Source organism: Kineococcus mangrovi, from assembly GCF_041320705.1.
Taxonomy (GTDB): domain Bacteria; phylum Actinomycetota; class Actinomycetes; order Actinomycetales; family Kineococcaceae; genus Kineococcus; species Kineococcus mangrovi.
Genome location: NZ_JBGGTQ010000001.1, coordinates 610,462 through 627,635 on the forward strand (window position 1 = coordinate 610,462; position 17,174 = coordinate 627,635).

The 17,174-nt window shown below is 71.9% G+C and carries 20 protein-coding genes and 1 tRNA gene; 6 read left to right on the plus strand and 15 right to left on the minus strand.

The window, feature by feature from the left end; all coding sequences use genetic code 11:
* The first annotated feature begins 95 nt into the window (after positions 1-95).
* Both bcp and AB2L28_RS02850 read left to right on the plus strand, forming a co-directional pair.
* Complete coding sequence (bcp, locus tag AB2L28_RS02845; protein WP_370717197.1) at positions 96-572, plus strand: thioredoxin-dependent thiol peroxidase; 477 nt, start codon at positions 96-98, stop codon at positions 570-572.
* A 12-nt stretch (positions 573-584) separates the two neighbouring features.
* Positions 585-666: transfer RNA gene (locus tag AB2L28_RS02850), tRNA-Leu, on the plus strand.
* Between the two features lie 2 nt (positions 667-668).
* On the opposite strand, the gene AB2L28_RS02855 is transcribed toward AB2L28_RS02850, so the two are convergent.
* From AB2L28_RS02855 to AB2L28_RS02880, 6 genes are all read right to left on the minus strand, one after another.
* On the minus strand, positions 669-1,421 hold the full coding sequence (locus tag AB2L28_RS02855) for an anti-sigma factor (RefSeq protein WP_370717198.1): 753 nt from the start codon (positions 1,419-1,421) through the stop codon (positions 669-671).
* Complete coding sequence (gene sigK / locus AB2L28_RS02860; RefSeq protein ID WP_370717199.1) at positions 1,418-1,966, minus strand: ECF RNA polymerase sigma factor SigK; 549 nt, start codon at positions 1,964-1,966, stop codon at positions 1,418-1,420. Before sigK ends, AB2L28_RS02855 begins: the two co-directional genes overlap by 4 nt.
* A 106-nt stretch (positions 1,967-2,072) precedes the next feature.
* Positions 2,073-3,620, minus strand: a complete 1,548-nt coding sequence (locus AB2L28_RS02865; protein ID WP_370717200.1) for a molybdopterin-dependent oxidoreductase — start codon at positions 3,618-3,620, stop codon at positions 2,073-2,075.
* Between the two features lie 7 nt (positions 3,621-3,627).
* Positions 3,628-4,281, minus strand: a complete 654-nt coding sequence (rdgB, locus tag AB2L28_RS02870; RefSeq protein ID WP_370717201.1) for an RdgB/HAM1 family non-canonical purine NTP pyrophosphatase — start codon at positions 4,279-4,281, stop codon at positions 3,628-3,630.
* Positions 4,278-5,018 carry a ribonuclease PH gene (rph, locus tag AB2L28_RS02875; protein ID WP_370717202.1) on the minus strand — a complete coding sequence of 247 codons (741 nt, stop codon included), beginning with the start codon at positions 5,016-5,018 and terminating at the stop codon, positions 4,278-4,280. Before rph ends, rdgB begins: the two co-directional genes overlap by 4 nt.
* A 381-nt stretch (positions 5,019-5,399) precedes the next feature.
* Complete coding sequence (locus AB2L28_RS02880; protein WP_370717203.1) at positions 5,400-5,594, minus strand: hypothetical protein; 195 nt, start codon at positions 5,592-5,594, stop codon at positions 5,400-5,402.
* Between the two features lie 78 nt (positions 5,595-5,672).
* Here AB2L28_RS02880 and AB2L28_RS02885 point away from each other — a divergent pair, with 78 nt between their 5' ends.
* Positions 5,673-7,997, plus strand: a complete 2,325-nt coding sequence (locus tag AB2L28_RS02885) for an NACHT domain-containing protein (RefSeq protein ID WP_370717204.1) — start codon at positions 5,673-5,675, stop codon at positions 7,995-7,997.
* Between the two features lie 15 nt (positions 7,998-8,012).
* Here AB2L28_RS02885 and murI read toward each other — a convergent pair whose 3' ends face one another.
* Genes murI through clpS form a run of 3 tightly spaced genes read right to left on the minus strand, consistent with a single transcriptional unit; the run spans position 8,013 to position 9,742 of the window.
* Entirely contained in the window at positions 8,013-8,852 is an 840-nt protein-coding gene (gene murI / locus AB2L28_RS02890) for a glutamate racemase (protein WP_370717205.1), read from the minus strand.
* Complete coding sequence (locus tag AB2L28_RS02895) at positions 8,849-9,442, minus strand: DUF2017 domain-containing protein (RefSeq protein ID WP_370717206.1); 594 nt, start codon at positions 9,440-9,442, stop codon at positions 8,849-8,851. The genes murI and AB2L28_RS02895 overlap by 4 nt, the downstream gene beginning before the upstream one ends.
* The gene (gene clpS / locus AB2L28_RS02900) at positions 9,443-9,742 is read right to left on the minus strand and encodes an ATP-dependent Clp protease adapter ClpS (RefSeq protein WP_370717207.1); all 300 of its coding nucleotides are present in this window, start codon (positions 9,740-9,742) and stop codon (positions 9,443-9,445) included.
* A 40-nt stretch (positions 9,743-9,782) separates the two neighbouring features.
* On the opposite strand from clpS, the gene AB2L28_RS02905 reads away from it, so the two are divergent.
* Both AB2L28_RS02905 and AB2L28_RS02910 read left to right on the plus strand, forming a co-directional pair.
* Entirely contained in the window at positions 9,783-11,075 is a 1,293-nt protein-coding gene (locus tag AB2L28_RS02905; RefSeq protein ID WP_370717208.1) for a nicotinate phosphoribosyltransferase, read from the plus strand.
* Positions 11,072-11,689, plus strand: a complete 618-nt coding sequence (locus AB2L28_RS02910; RefSeq protein WP_370717209.1) for a nicotinamidase — start codon at positions 11,072-11,074, stop codon at positions 11,687-11,689. Before AB2L28_RS02905 ends, AB2L28_RS02910 begins: the two co-directional genes overlap by 4 nt.
* On the opposite strand, the gene AB2L28_RS02915 is transcribed toward AB2L28_RS02910, so the two are convergent.
* The 5 genes from AB2L28_RS02915 to AB2L28_RS02935 all read right to left on the minus strand — a co-directional run bounded on the left by AB2L28_RS02915 (position 11,690) and on the right by AB2L28_RS02935 (position 15,790).
* Positions 11,690-12,415, minus strand: coding sequence for an RDD family protein (locus AB2L28_RS02915; protein ID WP_370717210.1), 726 nt, complete (start codon positions 12,413-12,415; stop codon positions 11,690-11,692).
* 168 nt (positions 12,416-12,583) lie between these two features.
* Positions 12,584-13,039, minus strand: a complete 456-nt coding sequence (locus AB2L28_RS02920; protein WP_370717211.1) for an SRPBCC family protein — start codon at positions 13,037-13,039, stop codon at positions 12,584-12,586.
* Between the two features lie 9 nt (positions 13,040-13,048).
* Positions 13,049-14,866 carry a DEAD/DEAH box helicase gene (locus AB2L28_RS02925; protein WP_370717212.1) on the minus strand — a complete coding sequence of 606 codons (1,818 nt, stop codon included), beginning with the start codon at positions 14,864-14,866 and terminating at the stop codon, positions 13,049-13,051.
* 1 nt (position 14,867) lies between these two features.
* Positions 14,868-15,179, minus strand: coding sequence for a DUF3039 domain-containing protein (locus tag AB2L28_RS02930; protein WP_370717213.1), 312 nt, complete (start codon positions 15,177-15,179; stop codon positions 14,868-14,870).
* A gap of 32 nt (positions 15,180-15,211) precedes the next feature.
* Complete coding sequence (locus AB2L28_RS02935; RefSeq protein WP_370717214.1) at positions 15,212-15,790, minus strand: YqgE/AlgH family protein; 579 nt, start codon at positions 15,788-15,790, stop codon at positions 15,212-15,214.
* A gap of 68 nt (positions 15,791-15,858) precedes the next feature.
* On the opposite strand from AB2L28_RS02935, the gene AB2L28_RS02940 reads away from it, so the two are divergent.
* Entirely contained in the window at positions 15,859-16,164 is a 306-nt protein-coding gene (locus AB2L28_RS02940; protein ID WP_370717215.1) for a hypothetical protein, read from the plus strand.
* Here AB2L28_RS02940 and AB2L28_RS02945 read toward each other — a convergent pair.
* On the minus strand, positions 16,127-16,969 hold the full coding sequence (locus AB2L28_RS02945; protein ID WP_370717216.1) for a GGDEF domain-containing protein: 843 nt from the start codon (positions 16,967-16,969) through the stop codon (positions 16,127-16,129). The genes AB2L28_RS02940 and AB2L28_RS02945 overlap by 38 nt on opposite strands.
* Between the last annotated feature and the right edge of the window lie 205 nt (positions 16,970-17,174).

The following is a 17,174-nucleotide window of genomic DNA, read 5'->3' on the forward strand; positions in this document are numbered from 1 at the left end:
CCTCCTGTGTTCCTCTGGACGTCCCGCGAACCGTACCGGAGACGGGGCCGGGTCTCCCGCGGGGGCTCGCGGGCGGGGACGTAGGGTCGCCGTCCATGACGCGCCTGGCACCCGGTGAGCACGCCCCCGACTTCACGCTGACCGCGCACGACGGCCGGGCGGTGTCGCTGAGTGACCTGCTGGCCACCGGCCGGCACGTCGTCGCCTACTTCTACCCGGCCGCGATGACACCGGGCTGCACCACGCAGGCCTGCGACTTCCGCGACTCCCTCGACGCGCTGAACGCCTCCGGGTTCACCGTGGTGGGGATCTCCAAGGACGGTGTGGCGAAGCTGACCTCGTTCGCCGAGCGGGACGGGATCACGTTCCCGCTGCTGTCCGACCCCGACCACGCGGTGCACGAGGCGTACGGGGCGTGGGGCGAGAAGACGAACTACGGCCGGACGTCGGTCGGGACCATCCGCTCGACGGTCGTGGTGGACCCGCAGGGGGTGGTGGAACTGGCGCAGTACAACGTGCGCGCCACGGGCCACGTCGCCAAGCTCCGGAAGGATCTCGGGCTCGACCAGTAGTCTGGCGCGCGAGCGGGAGTGGTGTAACTGGCAGCCACGCAGGATTTAGGTTCCTGTGCCTCCGGGCGTGAGGGTTCGAGTCCCTTCTCCCGCACCTCACCCCACCAGGTCGGTGAACACGACCGGGTCCGTCGTGGGCTGCCGGGAACCACCGTCCGGTTCCACCGAGATCCCGACCCCCGTCGCCGCGGCGGCCGGCACCACGACCGCCGAACCCCCCGAGGACGTCACGTGCAGCATCCCGGCCGACGTCAGGTCCTCCCCCTCGGCGAGCCACAACTGGTACCCCCGCCCCGGGCCCGCGTCGGGCAACCCGGACGTCAGCACGCCGACCTCACCCCCGGCCTGCACGAGGGTGGCCGTCCCGCCCCCGCTCGCCCCCACGGTCGAGACGCGCACCCCGGGACGGGTGAGCAGGTCGGTGATCCGGTCCCTGGCCTCCTGCTGGGCGCTGACGTCGGACCCGCCGGAGCGGTTCACGACCCCCACCCCGAGACCGACCGCGCCCAGGAGGATGCCCGCGGCCGCCACGAGGGCGCTCCAGCGCGAGGGTCCGCGCCGGCGGGCCCGGTGCGCGGGCAGGTCCACGACGTTCGCCGGCGCCGGTTCCTGGGGGGTGTCCGCGACGGCGGCGAGCACCGCCGCGCGCAGGTGCGGGGGCGCGGGCGTGCCGACGGACAGGCGGGAGGCGGTCTCGCGCAACGAGTCCGCGTCGGCACGCTCGTCCCGGTGGGACCGCAGGCGCTCCTCGTAGGCGGCGCGTTCGTCGTCGTCGAGGGCGTCCAGCGCCCAGGCCGCCGCGAGCAGCGGGTCGTCACGGGTCTCGTGGCGGGTCTCGTGGCGCTTCACCGGTCCCCCACCCCCAGCGCGTCGCGCAACCGGGTCAGCCCGTCCCGCAGGCGCGTCTTGACCGTGCCCAGGGGCAGCTGGAGGTCCTCGGCGATCTGGCGGTGGGTGCGACCGCCGTAGTAGGCGAGGTCGATGGCCTGCTTCTGCACGGGGGTGAGCGACGTCAGCGCCCGGCGCACCTCGTCGGCGTCCAGCACGTCCTGCACCTCCTCGCTCACGCTGTCGTAGGGGGGCACCTCGCGCAGCCCCACCCGTTCGTCCCGCAGGGTGCTGGCCTGGGCCGCCCGCACCCGGTCCACGGCCCTGCGGTGAGCCATGGTGACGACCCACCCGCGGGCGGTGCCGCGGGCCGGGTCGAAGCGGGCGGCCGTGCGCCACGCCTCGAGGAAGACCTCCTGGACGACCTCCTCGGACTGCGCCGGGTCGCGCAGGACCCGCAGGACGGTGCCGTGCACCGCCCCGGCGGTGGCGTCGTAGAACGCCGCGAACGCGTGCTGGTCGCCGCGCGCGGCGGCCACCAGGTCGTCCTCGGTCGTGGTGGTCACCGTGGTCACGATGGCACACCCCCCGGTTCGAGCTGTCAGCAGGACTTCGGAGCGGGTGCGGTCCCGGATGGTGTGACGGGCCTCACCCCCAGCTGACGGCCCCCGTTCACCGCACCGTGACGCTGACGGAGGGGTACCCGCTGGCCCCGTCCGGGATCGGGGCCGCCACGACGTCGGTCTGAGGTGTCCCCGTCCCGTCGGTCGCGCGCGCCTGGAGGGTGTGGGTCCCGGTCTCCTGCGCGTCCCAGTCGAACACCCACTGGCACCAGGTGTCCGCCGACGCCGCGGGCAGCACGCGGGCCTGCTGCCACGGCCCCTCGTCGACGCGCACCTCCACGCGGGAGATCCCGCGGTGCTGCGCCCAGGCCACTCCCGCCACGGGGACGCGCCCGCGCCGGACGGTGGCCGAACCGCGCGGCACGTCGATGCGCGAGGCCGTCTTCACGGGTCCGCGCTCGGCCCACCCGCGGTCGGTCCAGTACGCGGTCCTCGCGGCGAACGTCGTCAGCTCCAGGTCGGTGACCCACTTGCAGGCCGAGACGTAGCCGTACAGGCCCGGGACGACGAGGCGGACCGGGAAGCCGTGCTCGCGCGGCAGGGGTTCGCCGTTCATGCCGACGGCCAGCAGGGCGTCCCGGCCGTCGGTGAGCTCGGCCAGCGGCGCGGACAGCGTGAACCCGTCGGTGCTCGTGGCGAACACCATGTCGGCCCCGTCCTGGACGCCGACCTCGGCCAGCAGGTCCGCGAGGGGGTAGCCGAGCCAGCGCGCGTTGCCGACGTAGTCGCCGCCGACCTCGTTGCTGACGCACGTGAGGGTCACCCACCGCTCCCGCAACGGCTTGGCCAGCAACGTCGCGAAGTCCAGCACGAGCTCGCGCTCGACCATCCCGTGCACGCGCAGCGACCAGTCCTCGGCGCGCAGGTCGGGGACCACGAGGGCGGTGTCGATCCGGTAGAAGTCGGCGGTGCGGGTGGCGTACCGCGCCAGCCCGTCGGCGACCTGCGCGGCCGGGTCGATCCCGGTGGGCAGGGCGCGGGCGGGGTCGGCCGGCGCCGGGAGCACGACGCGGTCGCGGGAGATCTGCGCGCTGCGGGCGCCGACGAGCAGCTGACCGCCGCCGCCGGTGAGGGCGGCGGCCGCGCCGGTCCCGCCCAGCAGGAGGGCCCGCCGGGCGGGGTCGGCGGTGCCGGGGACGCGGCGCACCAGCAGGACCAGCGCGTACGCGCCGGCGAGGGTGCCCAGCAGCGAGGGCAGCGGGGTCAGGGCGGTGGCGTCGGGGCGGGTCGCGGCCGCGACGACCCCGACGGCGCCCAGGGCGGCCACGACCGCCACGCCGGCGCGCACCCGGCGCCGCGCGAGCAGGCCCGCCCCGGCCGCGAGCAGGGCCAGCAGCACCGCGGTGGTGACGAGCAGCACCGCCTTGTCGGAGGTGCCGAAGGAACGCACGGCCCACTCCTTGACCGGCGCGGGCACGAGGTCGACGACGGCGTCGCCGACGACGACGAGGGGCGCGGCCGACGGGGAGACGATCCCCGCGGCCAGCTGCCCCACGCCGAGCGTGAGAGCTGCGGCGAGCACCCCGGACCAGGCGGCCAGCAGCCGCCCGGCCCGGCGGTTCCCCTCCGGCCCGTCCGCGCGCGGTGTCCCGTCCACCCCCACGTCAGACTTCTTCGGAGCCGGGCCCGCCCTGGATGGGTCGACCGGCCAGCGCCTCGACCACGACCGGGGCGAGGGCGCGGAACGCGGCGCCGCGGTGGCTGATCGCGTTCTTCTCCCGCGCGGTGTGCTCGGCGAGCGTGCGGTCGGCCCCCGCCGGGACGAAGCAGGGGTCGTACCCGAACCCGCCGGCCCCGCTCGCGCTCGTCGCGACGGTGCCGCGCAGCTCGCCGTGACGGACCGCGCTCGTCCCGTCGGGCAGGGCGAGGGCGGCCGCGCACACGAAGGCGCCACCGCGGTGGTCCGCGGGGACGTCGGCGATCTGGGCCAGCAGCAGCTCCAGGTTGGCCGCGTCGTCGCCGTGCCGACCGGCCCAGCGGGCCGAGAAGATCCCCGGCGCTCCACCGAGGACGTCGACGGCGATGCCGGAGTCGTCGGCGACGGCGGGCAGACCGGTGGCGGCCGCGACGGCGCGCGCCTTGAGCAGCGCGTTGCCCGCGAACGTCACCTCGGTCTCGGCGACCTCGGGCACCGCCTCGAAGGCGTCGACGGTCAGCACCTCGACGTCGGGCAGCAGGGGCGCGAGGACGGCCCGCAGCTCCCCGACCTTGTGCGCGTTGCGGGTGGCGAGGACGACCCGCGTCGCCGGTCCCGTCATCGGGCGAGCGCCTCCGCCTGCAGCGCGGCGAGCCTGCTCGTGCCGGCCAGGGCGAGGTCGAGCAGCGCGTCGAGCTCGGCGCGGTCGAACGGCGCCCCCTCGGCCGTGCCCTGCACCTCGACGAACCTCCCGTCGCCGGTGACGACGACGTTCATGTCGGTCTCGGCGCGCACGTCCTCGACGTAGGGCAGGTCCAGGACGGGCACCCCGTCGACGACGCCGACGCTGATGGCCGAGACGGACCCGGTGAGCGGCTGCTTCGAGGCCTTGACGAGGCCCTGGCCGCGGGCCCAGGTGATCGCGTCCGCGAGCGCCACGTAGGCCCCGGTGATCGCGGCGGTGCGGGTGCCGCCGTCGGCCTGCAGGACGTCGCAGTCCAGGACGACGGTGTTCTCGCCCAGCTGGGCGGTGTCGACCACGGCGCGCAGGGAGCGGCCGACGAGGCGGGAGATCTCGTGGGTGCGGCCGCCGATCCTGCCCTTGACGGACTCGCGGTCGCTGCGGGTGTTCGTCGAGCGCGGCAGCATCGCGTACTCCGCGGTGACCCAGCCCTGCCCCGACCCCTTGCGCCAGCGCGGGACGCCCTCGGTGAAGGAGGCCGCGCACAGCACCCGGGTGCGGCCGAACTCCACGAGGACGCTGCCCTCGGCGTGGTCGAGCCAGTTGCGGGTGATGGTCACGGGGCGCAGCTCGTCGGCGGCGCGACCGTCGGCGCGGGTGGGGGTCTGATCGCTCACCCCTCCAGTGTGACCGATCACGTCCCGTCGCGCTCGTAATACACTGCGTCGCAATGCATGGTCGTTCGGTGAACGTGCCTCCACCGGGGCCCGCCGGGGTCCATGCTGACCCCATGTCTCGACGTTCGACGGCGGCCCTGGTGCCCGGTGACCGCGTCGTCACCGGCCTGGCCGACCACGAGGGTGTGGTGCTGCGCCCGCTGCGGTGGAGCCCGCGGCCCCTGACCGGCACGACGGTGCGCGAGGTCGCCGCGGTCCGCCGCACCGGCCCGTGGCGCCGCCGCGTCGTCCTGGAGTTCACCGACGGCGCCCGCAGCCAGGCCGTGGCGGCCGCGGCGCGCTGGACGCTCGCCCCGGCTCCGGCCGGGCGGACCCCGGGGCTCAGAGCGCGCCGAGGTAGAGCGGACCGGTCTCGTCGACGTCGACCAGCTGCGGTCCCAGCTGGGGCCCCAGGAAGCGCTGCGCCAGGAGGCGGAACGCGCGGGCGTCGCCGGTCGAGGTGAACCGGTGCCGCGGCTGCGGCAGGTCGTCCGGGCCGAACCCGCTCCCACGCCATGGCCAGCCGAACGACAGCATGCAGTCACAGCAGCATGTAGACCGAGAAGCCATTCTTTGTACCTACTGCTCCGCCAAGGACTCCGCTACGCTAAGTGAATGCCAGGTACCGAGGTTGCCGGAGACACGGGTCGAGACTTCGAACAGCGAGCCCTAGCCCTGGCTAGGGCCATCTATGACCCATCAGGCAATCAGGGTTCAGTTATGTTTCGCGGGCGAGAGCATGACGCCGTCTTCATCAGCGATCGAAACGTGGTCGCTTTGGAGTTCACCACACTGGGCAAGAAGGACAAGGCAAAATATGACGGAGAAAAACTTCGAGATATTCTCAAAGATTTCTCCATCTCCCCAGAACACAGATACAAATCACTGCAAGGCTTCTTCGTAACTGAACAAGAACCGAATGTTGATCAGAGGGCGGTCATCGAACAGATCGCAAAAGCGAGCAATCTACAGATCCAAGCCATCAGTCTAACAACTCTACGCAAGCTACTCATCGACACAGAAGCTTATATTGCCCTACGAAGGCAAGCACCCTTCGGCAGCACCGACTATCGTCTCGGCGATCCAATCAAGCCCTCCGCGCAATCAATGCCCTACGTCGAACCGAAACTACAAGAAGGGGACTCGACCCTTAGCCTGTCGGATGTACTAGCTCGGGCCGCACAGGGGGGGCGTCTTGTACTAACGGCAGATTACGGAGCAGGCAAAAGCGAGGCCCTTCGTCAAGGTTTCGAGCGATATCGAAAAGAGCACTTTCGCCATCCAGCCAATCGTCCATTTCCGCTACATATTAACCTTAGAGACTGCTACGGATTGCGCAGCTCTCGAGAAGTGATCAGACGTCACGCCGAGGAAATTGACTTCCCCGCCGAGGGCGGACTGCTAGCAGCATGGCGAGCTGGGGCATGCACTCTACTGCTCGACGGCTTTGACGAGCTTGTGCCAACTCGATGGGTCGGCGGCGCTCGAGATCTACGTCAGGTGCGGCGCCAGGCGCTAGAACCTGTTCGCAGGCTCATCGAGGAGACCCCCACCGGGAGTGGAATCATCGTCGCCGGTCGCGCGCAGTACTTCACTTCGGACCCGGAAATTCTAGAGACTCTTGGTTTGCAAGCAGAATCAGCTTCTTTGGTGCGTCTACTGGACCTAACAGCTGACCAGGTTCCAGAACTACTCGGGGATGACACTGCTCGCCTGCCTCATTGGCTTCCGACTAGACCACTTCTGCTTCGATTTTTAGCAGCCGCTAATCTGCTGCCTCTTCTGTCGGAGCTGCCACAAGACGCCGGCGAAGCATGGCGTCAGATATTAGGCATGATCGCGAGACGTGAAGCAGACCGGGTCAGCGCCATCACTCCATCGACATTCCAGGCTCTCCTGGCAAGGGTGGCCACGGCATCAAAGAGTTCAGCGGATAGTGACGGCGCACTCTCAATGAAAGACCTCAGGACCGCTTTTCGAGCCGTATGCGGTTATGAGGCAGATGAGGAAGGACTGCAGGTTCTACAACGCCTTCCTGGACTTGCAAGCGCGTCCACAACAGACATGAACGATGAGTCTCGTCGATTCGTCGATATAAGTCTGGCCGATGCGGCTTATGGGTATGACCTGAGCGAACATGCGCAGGCGCCTTACGCCGATCACCCCCTAGCCCAGCAGGCCGGCTGGGCGACGGCATCTCGCGATCTTTCAATCGCGGTTGCTGGCGCGTCCCTCGTTGGCAAATCTTTCGGCGCGGGCACTGTGACCTCAGCCTATGCCAGGCGCATAGACTTGAATGTCAGCGACAGCATCCTGTTCGACTTGGCCAGACTAAGTGACTCCCTTGAGAGTGACGGAAAAAACGCAAAGCTACCTGCTCCATTCTTTGCGGAATTACTTATTCCTAATCTTTCCCTCTCCGGAGAGGCGGCCTCACTAGTCTCTCGCGGAACTTTTCGGGACTGCCTTATCGACGAAGTCGACGTGCAGGATATCGACCCCGAAATGGGTGGTCTCCCAACATTCATCAGTTGCGTGATCGGTCATATTTCAGGCTGGTCCGATGTTCCGCCTGCACTGCAGAACAACTTCTCTGATTGCACACTAGAGGCCTTCACATCTGCCGCTCAAACGACTGCCGGACTGTTCGGCCTTGACCTACCGCAGACAGAGCGGATTGCATTAGTGATTCTTCAGAAAGTTTATGCCCAGGCTGGCGCCGGCAGGCGCGAGTCCGCCCTTTCGCGTGGTCTTCCACTGAAGGACAGAGAAAGCGTAGCAGAGGTGACGGCGCGTCTCGTGAATTCCGGACTTTTAATCAAGTCGCCAGGAAAGAACGAACCACGACTTCTTCCATCAAGGGCTGCGAGAGGGGCAGTTCTGCACGTTCTGGCTCGTCCCAGCGCGTTTCAACTCGGACGCCTGGAAGCCGAAATCTAAGAAGGAGGCCGATGCTCAGAGCGCGCCGAGGTAGAGCGGACCGGTCTCGTCGACGTCGACCAGCTGCGGTCCCAGCTGGGGCCCCAGGAAGCGCTGCGCCAGGAGGCGGAACGCGCGGGCGTCGCCGGTCGAGGTGAACCGGTGCCGCGGCTGCGGCAGGTCGTCCGGGCGCAGCAGCTCGCGCGCCGCGAGCTCGCGGTAGACGTCGAACGCCGTCTCCTCCGCGCTCGAGACGAGGGTCACGTCGTCCCCGACGACGCTGCGCAGCACCGCCATCAGCAACGGGTAGTGCGTGCAGCCCAGGACGAGGGTGTCGACGTCGGCCGCGACCGCCGGGGCCAGGTACTCGCGCGCGGCCGTCAGCAGTTCCGGCCCGCTCGTCACCCCGCGCTCGACGAACTCCACGAACGCCGGGCACGCCGCCGTCGTCAGCGCCAGGTGCGGCGCGGCCGCGAAGGCGTCCTCGTAGGCCCGCGAGGAGATTGTCGCCCGGGTGCCGATGACACCGACACGGCCGTTGCGGGTGGCGCGCACGGCGCGGCGCACGGCCGGCTGGATGACCTCCACGACGGGCACGTCGTAGCGCTCGCGGGCGTCGCGCAGCATGGCCGCCGAGGCGGAATTGCAGGCGATGACGAGCATCTTCACGCCCGACTCCACGAGCCGGTCGAGCACGTCGAGCGCGAGGCGGCGGACCTCGGCGATCGGCCGGGGGCCGTAGGGGGCGTGCGCGGTGTCCCCCACGTAGTGCACCGGCTCGTGCGGCAGCTGGTCCAGCACCGCGCGGGCGACGGTGAGCCCGCCGACCCCCGAGTCGAACACGCCGATCGGGAGCCCCGCGTCGGCGCTCGTCACGGGAGGGACCTCACGAGCGTCTCCTGGAGGTGGGTGGTGAAGTCGTACACGGCCCACGCCCAGCGGGCGGGGTCGTCCTCGGCGAGGTCCTCGTAGGCGTCGTGGTCGTCGCTGACGCCCAGCCGGGTACCCAGGGCGAGCCGGATGTCGTTGAGCGCCACGAGCCAGGTGCGGGCACCGTCGGCGTCGAGCTGCACACGCCCGCCCTGCCCCACGACGGGGTCCAGCGTGGCGAGCAGCGCGCGCGCCGCGGCGGCCTTGCGCTCGCGCAGCCCCCGCTCGGTGAACCGGCGGAAGTCCGCCGAGGCCTGCGGGTCGTCGTCGGCGTAGGCGTTGGGCAGCAACCGCTGCAGGACCTCGTCCTCCGGCACCGTCGTCGGGCCGTCGGCGCCGAGGTCGGGGACGTCCTCGAACCGGGGCAGGTCCTGCAACCCCAGCTCGGCGGCCAGCGGGTCCACCGGCCGCGCCGGGGGTTCGGGCACGTCCAGCAGCTCGACGACCTCGCGCGCCAGGGAGGCCAGGAGATCGGCCTCGGAGACGTGCAGGGTGAGGGAGAACAGACCGTGCCGGGAGCGTCGGAAGGTGGCCACTCACTCGTCCTTCTGCAAGGTCGCCCACAGCCCGTAGCCGTGCATCGCCTCGACGTCGCGTTCCATGGACTCCCGGGTCCCCGAGCTCACCACGGCCCGGCCCTTGGAGTGCACGTCCATCATGAGGGCCTCCGCCTTGGCCTCGGAGTAGCCGAAGTGGGTGCGGAAGACGTACGTCACGTAGGACATGAGGTTCACCGGGTCGTTCCAGACGAGGGTGACCCAGGGGACGTCCGGGCTGGTGGTGAGGTCGGCTTCCGGACGCTCGAGCTCGGTGGGAGCGGTCAGGACGGCGGACACCCGTGCAGTCTAGGCAACCGGACGTGGCTAGATTCGCTGCATGGTGAGCACCGCCCTGCTGACGGACCACTACGAGCTGACGATGCTGCAGGCCGCGCTGTCCGACGGGACCGGCGACCGCGCCTGCACGTTCGAGGTCTTCGGGCGACGGCTGCCCGAGGGGCGCCGCTACGGCGTGGTGGCCGGCACCGCCCGCGTCCTGGACGCGGTGCGCGACTTCACCTTCGACCCCGACGTGCTGTCCGGGCTGCGCGGCGTCCTGGACGACCGCACGCTCGACTGGCTCGCCCGGTACCGGTTCTCCGGGTCGATCGAGGGGTACGCCGAGGGCGAGCTGTGGTTCCCCGGCTCCCCGGTCCTGACCGTCACGGGCACCTTCGCGCAGGCCGTCGTGCTCGAGACGGTCGTGCTGTCGATCCTCAACCACGACTGCGCGATCGCCGCCGCCGCGTCCCGGATGGCGCAGGCCGCCGGGGACCGCCCGCTCATCGAGATGGGCTCGCGCCGCACCCACGAGCAGGCCGCCGTCGCCGCCTCCCGCGCCGCCCACCTCGCCGGGTTCACCTCCACCTCGAACCTGCAGGCCGGGGCGTCCTACGGCATCCCCACCTCGGGGACGTCCGCGCACGCCTTCACGCTGCTGCACGACACCGAGGCCGAGGCCTTCCGCGCCCAGGTCGCGGCCCTCGGCGCCGGGACGACGCTGCTCGTCGACACGTACGACATCACCGCCGGGATCGCCACGGCCGTCGAGGTCGCCGGCCCGCAGCTGGGCGCCGTGCGCATCGACTCCGGCGACCTGGAGGTGCTCGCCGTGCAGGCCCGGGCGCAGCTGGACTCCCTGGGCGCCACCGGGACCCGCATCGTCGTCTCCGGCGACCTCGACGAGTACGCCCTCGCCGCCCTGCGCGCCGCGCCCGTCGACGGGTACGGCGTCGGCACCTCGCTCGTGACCGGGTCCGGGGCGCCGACCGCCGGGCTGGTCTACAAGCTCGTCGAGGTGGACGGGCGCCCCGTCGCCAAGCGGTCCACGTCCAAGGTCACCCAGGGCGGCCGCAAGACCGCCGTGCGGCGGCACCGGCAGACCGGCACCGCGACCGACGAGGTCCTCGGCGTCGGCTTCACCCCACCGCGCGAACCCAACGACCGGCCGCTGCAGGTGCCGCTGGTCACCGACGGCGAACGCGTCGCGGACCTGCCGGACCTGGCGGCCTCCCGCGAGCACCTGCGCCGGGCCCTCGTGACCCTGCCCTGGGACGGGCTGGCCCTGTCGAAGGGCGAACCGGCCATCCCCACGACCGTCCTGGCCTCCGAGCGGGAGGTGGCCCGGTGACCCGCGCGCTCGTCGTCGTCGACGTCCAGAACGACTTCTGCCCCGGCGGGGCGCTCGCCGTCGCCGGCGGGGACGAGGTCGCCCGGGCGATCAGCCAGCTGCTGTCCCGCGACACCGGCGACGGCCGGGGCATCGCCTACGACCACGTCGTGGCGACGCAGGACTTCCACCTCGACCCCGGCGCCCACTTCTCCGACACCCCGGACTTCGTCGACTCCTGGCCCCCGCACTGCCGGGCCGGGTCCACCGGGGCGCTGCTGCACGACGACCTCGACACCTCCCGCGTGGAGGCCGTGTTCCGCAAGGGTCAGTACGCGGCGGCGTACTCGGGGTTCGAGGGGGTGTCCACCACCGTCACCGCCGAGGGCGGCGAACTCGACACCGGTCTGGCGGACTGGTTGCGCGGCAAGGGGGTCGACCAGGTCCACGTCGTCGGCCTGGCGACCGACCACTGCGTGCGCGCCACCGCCGTGGACGCGGCCCGCGCGGGGTTCCGCACGACGGTGCTGCTCGGGCTCACCGCCGGGATCTCGGCCGCGACGGTCCAGGCGGCGCTGGTGGAGCTGCGCGAGCACGGGGTCACCCTGATCGGGGACCCCGTGCTGCAGGGCTGATCAGCGCTTGACCACGACGGTGCGGGCCAGCTTGTCGTGCAGGGCCTGCTTGCGCTGGTCCCAGCAGGGCCAGAGGAAGTCCAGCAGCAGGTACAGCGGGATGATCTGGCCCAGCATGTCGCACCCGACCCAGCGCGAGATGCACTGCAGCCAGCCGGGGTGGCCCGAGCGGTTCCAGTCCCGCACCCGCAGCCGGAACAGCGCCTTGCCCGGCGTCGCGCCGTAGAACCGCAGGGTGAGGATCGTGTAGACCGCGCTGACCGCCAGGACGATGAAGGTCAGGCTGCGCGCCGCACTGCCCTGGGTCGCGACGACGAGCTGGTCCAGGTACGTCTGCGTGTCACCGGCGACCAGGGCCGCCGTCGCGGAGTCCACCTGCGCCGTCAGCGTCCGCAGCGAGGACCAGCCGGCGAGGGTGGCGATGACCGAGACGAGCACCCAGTCGACGATCCGGGCCAGCAGCCGGAACCCCAGGCCGCCGAGCGCCTGCCCGTCCGGGGTCGCGATCGCCTTCACCCCCGGGGCGGGGTACTGCGACGGGGGGTACTGCGGGTGGGGCTGGTGCGGGCCGGCGTAGGGGTTGACCGGCGCCTTCGTCAGCGACGGCGGTCGTGCGGACGGCTGCTGGGCGTGGACGTGCTCGGTCCACCGCGCCCCGTCCCACCAGCGCAGGTCGGTGCTGCGCGGGTCGGACGGGTCGGGGTACCACCCGGGGGGCGTGCTCATGGGTCCGAAGCCTGCCAGGTCCTCAGGCCACGCCGGACGCGGCCGGGTCGGTGCCGCCGACCGCGGCGAGGGCGCACGTGAGCGTGCCGGCCTCGGCGAGGTCCTCGCCGGTGAGGTCGTCCAGGAATTCCATACCGGCGCAACGGGCACCGGGCGCCGGGGGTTCCGTCAGCTGAAGCGACGGACGATCTCGGAGTTCCGGTCGGCCAGCAGCTGGCGCAGCGTCCGCCGCACGAACACGGCGTCGGCCACCCGGCCGAGCGCCCCCAGCGGCGAGCGCCACGACATCCGGTCGGTCATGATCGTCATGCCCGGGCCCTCGACCTCGAAGGTGTGCTCGTGCCGGAACCGCGCGAACGCCCCGGCCGCCATCTCGTCGACGAAGCGCCGGGGCCGCTCGAGCTCGGTGATGTGCGAGGTGTGGGTGAGGGGGAACCCGAGGATCCGCAACCGCCATTGGACCTTCTCCCCCCGCCCGATCCGGCCGCTGGTCCGGCCCGCGCCCTCGACGGCGCGGACCTTGAAGCGGCGGCCCGCCACCCGTTCGACGTCGAGGTCCAGCGACATCTCGAAGACCTCGTCGAGGGGTGCGCGGACCATGGTCCGCTGGACGATCTCGGGCACCTCAGCAACCTAGACCATGGACAGCAGGTGGTCCCGGCGCCGGCGCAGGACGTCGACGGAGGCCGACGCCGACGGCGGTCCGGGCACGGCGGTGCGCAGCCGGGAGTACACCGACGCGTGCGGCATCGCCCGGCCCGCGGCCACCCGGCCGACCAGGCCGTGGATCTCCTTGCGCAGCAGCGCGGCCGTGTGCCAGGTGGCGTCCTCGATCTCGGGTTCGGCCGGTGCGGTGTCCCCGACCGGCTCGGCCTCCTCCGCAGGACGCGCCGTGCGCTTGCGGATCTCGGCGTCGCGCTGGGCCAGCAGCGCGGCCGTCTGCTCCGGCGACAGCAACCCGGGCAACCCGAGGAAGTCCTCCTCCTCGACGCTGACCGGCGGGAGGTCCCCGCCCGTCAGGGCCTTGCCGCCGTGCAGGACGTGGGCGAACTCGGCCTGCGCCTCGAGGGCCTCGTACTCCTTCTTCTCCCCGGCGTCGCGCTCGGGCGGGGGCAGCAGGTCCAGACCCCCCTCGTCGACCTCCTCGGAGGACACCGACGCGGGCGGGGGGATGACGTGGTTGCGGTCGCTCTCCATCTCGGCGGCCAGGGCCAGGAGGGGTCGGACGGCCGGCAGGAACACCGTCGCGGACTCCCCCGGTGCGCGGGAGCGCACGACGCGGCCGACGGCCTGGGCGAAGAACAGCGGCGTGCGGTACGAGGTCATCCACGCCAGGCACGCGGCCCGCGGCACGTCGACGCCCTCGGAGATCATCCGGACGCAGACGACGAAGCGCTGGTCGGACTCGGCGAACTCGGAGATCTTCTGCGACGCCTTGGGGTCGTCGGACAGGACGAGCGCCGGCTTCTCCCCGGTGACGCGCTGGACGATCTTGGCGTAGGCGCGCGCGTCGTCCTGGTCCGAGGCCAGCACCAGGCCCGCGGCGTCGTGCATGCCGTGCTCACGCAGGTGGTTCAGTCGCTCGTCCATCGCCGCGATGACGTGCGGCACCCAGTCCCCGCGCGGGTCCAGCGCCGTCTTCCAGGCCAGCGACTCCACCGACTTCGTCGTGGCGTCGGTCAGGGAGGCGGCGACGACCTCGCCGGCGGAGTTCCGCCAGCGCGAGACGCCGGTGTAGGCCGCGAAGACGACCGGCCGCACGACGCCGTCGGCCAGGGCGTCCTTGTAGCCGTAGGTGAAGTCGGCGACGCTCCTCAGCCCGCCCTCGGACTCCACCGAGTCGTCCTCGACGTAGGCGACGAACGGGATCCGCTCGTCGACCTTGGTGCGGAACGGGGTCCCGGTCAGGGACAGCCGGCGCCGCGCGTCGCCGAAGGCCTCGAAGACGGCCTCGCCCCAGGACAACCCGTCCCCGGCGTGGTGGATCTCGTCCATGACGACGAGGGACCGCTTGGCGGTGGCGCGGGCCCGGTGCAGCATCGGGTGCCCGGCGACCTGGGCGTACGTGGTGACGTAGCCCTTCATGTCCGGCCGCACCGGCCCGACGGCGTTCGTCATCGTCGGGTCGAGCTCGATGCCCGCGCGGTGCGCGGCCTCGGCCCACTGGGTCCGCAGGTGGTCGGTCGGGGCGACGACGACGACCCGGTCCACGCGCCGGGTGTCGAGCAGCCGGCGGGCCAGGGCCAGGGCGAAGGTCGTCTTCCCCGCGCCCGGCGTCGCCGTGACGAGGTAGTCGGCGGGTTCGTCCCGGTCGGGGTCGAAGTACTTCTCCAGCGCGGCGTTCTGCCAGGCCCGCAGGGGGCGGGCCGCCGGGACGCCGGGGGCGTCGACGACGGGGCCGGGGACGGTGCCGGAGAGGGCGAGCTGGGGTTCGTGGTCGGTCGTGCTCACGTCAGGACTTGTCGTCGCCGCCCTTGCCACCACTGGTCAGGGACTCGTAGATCTCCTTGCAGGTGGGGCACACGGGGAACCGCTTCGGGTCGCGGCCGGGCACCCAGACCTTGCCGCACAACGCGATCACGGGGTCGCCCGAGAGGGCGGACTCCATGATCTTCTCCTTCTTGACGTAGTGCGCGAAGCGCTCGTGGTCGCCCGGGGACGCCTGTTCCTCGACCTGCTCCTCGCGGTCCAGCACCGCGGTGCGCGAGGGGGCGGCGGGTGCCTCGGGCTGGGTGCGGAACGGGTCGTCGGTCGGCGAGCTCATGCCCGCAAGCCTACTTCGCCCCGGTTCGTGGATCAGTTCATGGACACGTCGCGCGGGAAGCTCGCGACGAGGGCCAGGTCGCCGCCCTGACGGCGCAGGACGTCCCCCCACAACGCCTCCGGTGCGTCGCAGAAGGCGTCGCGGGCCTCGGCGGGCAGCACGAACCAGGCGCCCTCGGCGATCTCGTCCTCGAGCTGGGCCGCGCTCCAGCCGGCGTACCCGGCGAAGATCCGCAGCCCGGCCAGCTCGTCGACGACCGTCTCCGGCGGCGTGTCGAGGTCGACCAGGCCGACCGACCCCAGGCCGACCGAGCCGAAGACGCGCCGGACCCCGGCGGGATCGGGACGGTCACCGGGCACGGCGACCAGGCCGAGGGCGGAGTCCAGGGCGACGGGCCCACCCTGGAAGAGCTTGCCGGGGGCGGTGGCGAAGGGCTGCCAGCCCGGCAGGACGGCGGCGACGTCGACGTCGAGGGGGTGGTTGACGACGACCCCGAGGGCGCCGTCCTCGTCGTGGTTGAGGACCAGCACCACCGAGCGGGAGAAGTTGGGGTCGCTCAGCGAGGGGGTCGCCAGCAGCAGGCGCCCCGTCAGGCTCGCGGTCTCGCTCACCCGCTCATCATGGCACCGCCGTGCGACCGCACTTGGCGTAGTGATAATCGTTCTCTACAGTCGGGTGCGTGAACACCTGGCTGCTCGTCCCCGCCGAAGAGGTCGGCCTGCTGGCACGCCTGCGGCCCGCCGTCCGCGCCACCCCCCACGGCGTCCTCGTGGCGCTGGACGGCGCGCCACCGGTGGCCGGCGCCCAGCTCGGGCTGTCCACCGACGGCACGCTGGTCTGGTACGGCGGCGGGTTCACCGCCGCCGAGGTGCAGACGCTCGTCGAGCACGTCCGGCTCGGCCGGCTGCACGAGCTCCCCCTCGTGCTCGGGCACCGGCGACTGCGCCTCACCCGTCGCGGTGGCGCCGCTTCTCCTCGTACATGAGGCGGTCCGCGCTCGCGAGGACCTCGGCCCTCGAGCGCGCGAGGTCGTCCTGGACGAGCCCGACGCTGCAGCGCACGTGGACCTCGCGGTGGTCGGGCAGCCCGACCGGGACGTCGGTGACGGCCTCGCGCAACCGCCCGCCCAGGGCCTGCGGGTCCACGTCACCGGCCTCCACGAGGACGACGAACTCGTCACCGCCGAAGCGCGCCACCGTGTCCCCCGCGCGGGACGTGCTCGCCAGCCGCTCGGCGATGCGGGCCAGGGCCTGGTCGCCCACGAGGTGACCGTGCTCGTCGTTGAGCTGCTTGAGGTCGTCGACGTCGCAGAAGGCCACGACGGGCACGTCCCCGCTGCGCCGGGCGCGCGAGCGCGCGAGCTCCCAGCGGTCCTCGAACAGCTCGCGCGTCGGCAGACCGGTGAGCCGGTCGTGGGTGGCCCGGTGGGCCAGGTCGCGCGTCCGCTCGACGTGCTGCGTGACGTCCCAGCACGACAGGCTGAGGACCTCACCGTCGGCTCCGGCACCGCCGACGAGCACCTCGACGGTGACGTCGCGCCCGGCCGGGCCCCGCCACCGCCACTCGTGGGCCGTCCGGTCCGCCCGGGCCCCCCGCTCCAGCGTCGCGACGACGTCGTCGAGGTCCTCGGGGTGGACCACCTCGGCCAGCGGCCGTTCGAGGACACCGTCGAAGAGGTCGACCGCAGCGCGGTTCGCCCACGCCGTGCGCCACCCCGACGGTCCGCGGTCGACGAGGACCGTCGCCAGCGGTGAGTCCTCCACGAGGCGCCGGTAGTCGGCGTCCTGCACTGCGCCCCCCTTGCGTCCCCGGCACCGACGGCCGGTTTCCTGAGACCGTACGGGGCGCGAGCACGGAGCACGAAACCTGTGCCGCACCATCGCTGACACGGCGGACACGTTGCGACGCAGCGTGTTCGATAGTGACTCACCGAGAGGCCCACCCCACGACCGGGGGCGGCGAGCACGGGCGGCGTGCGGGACGGTGACGTCCGTG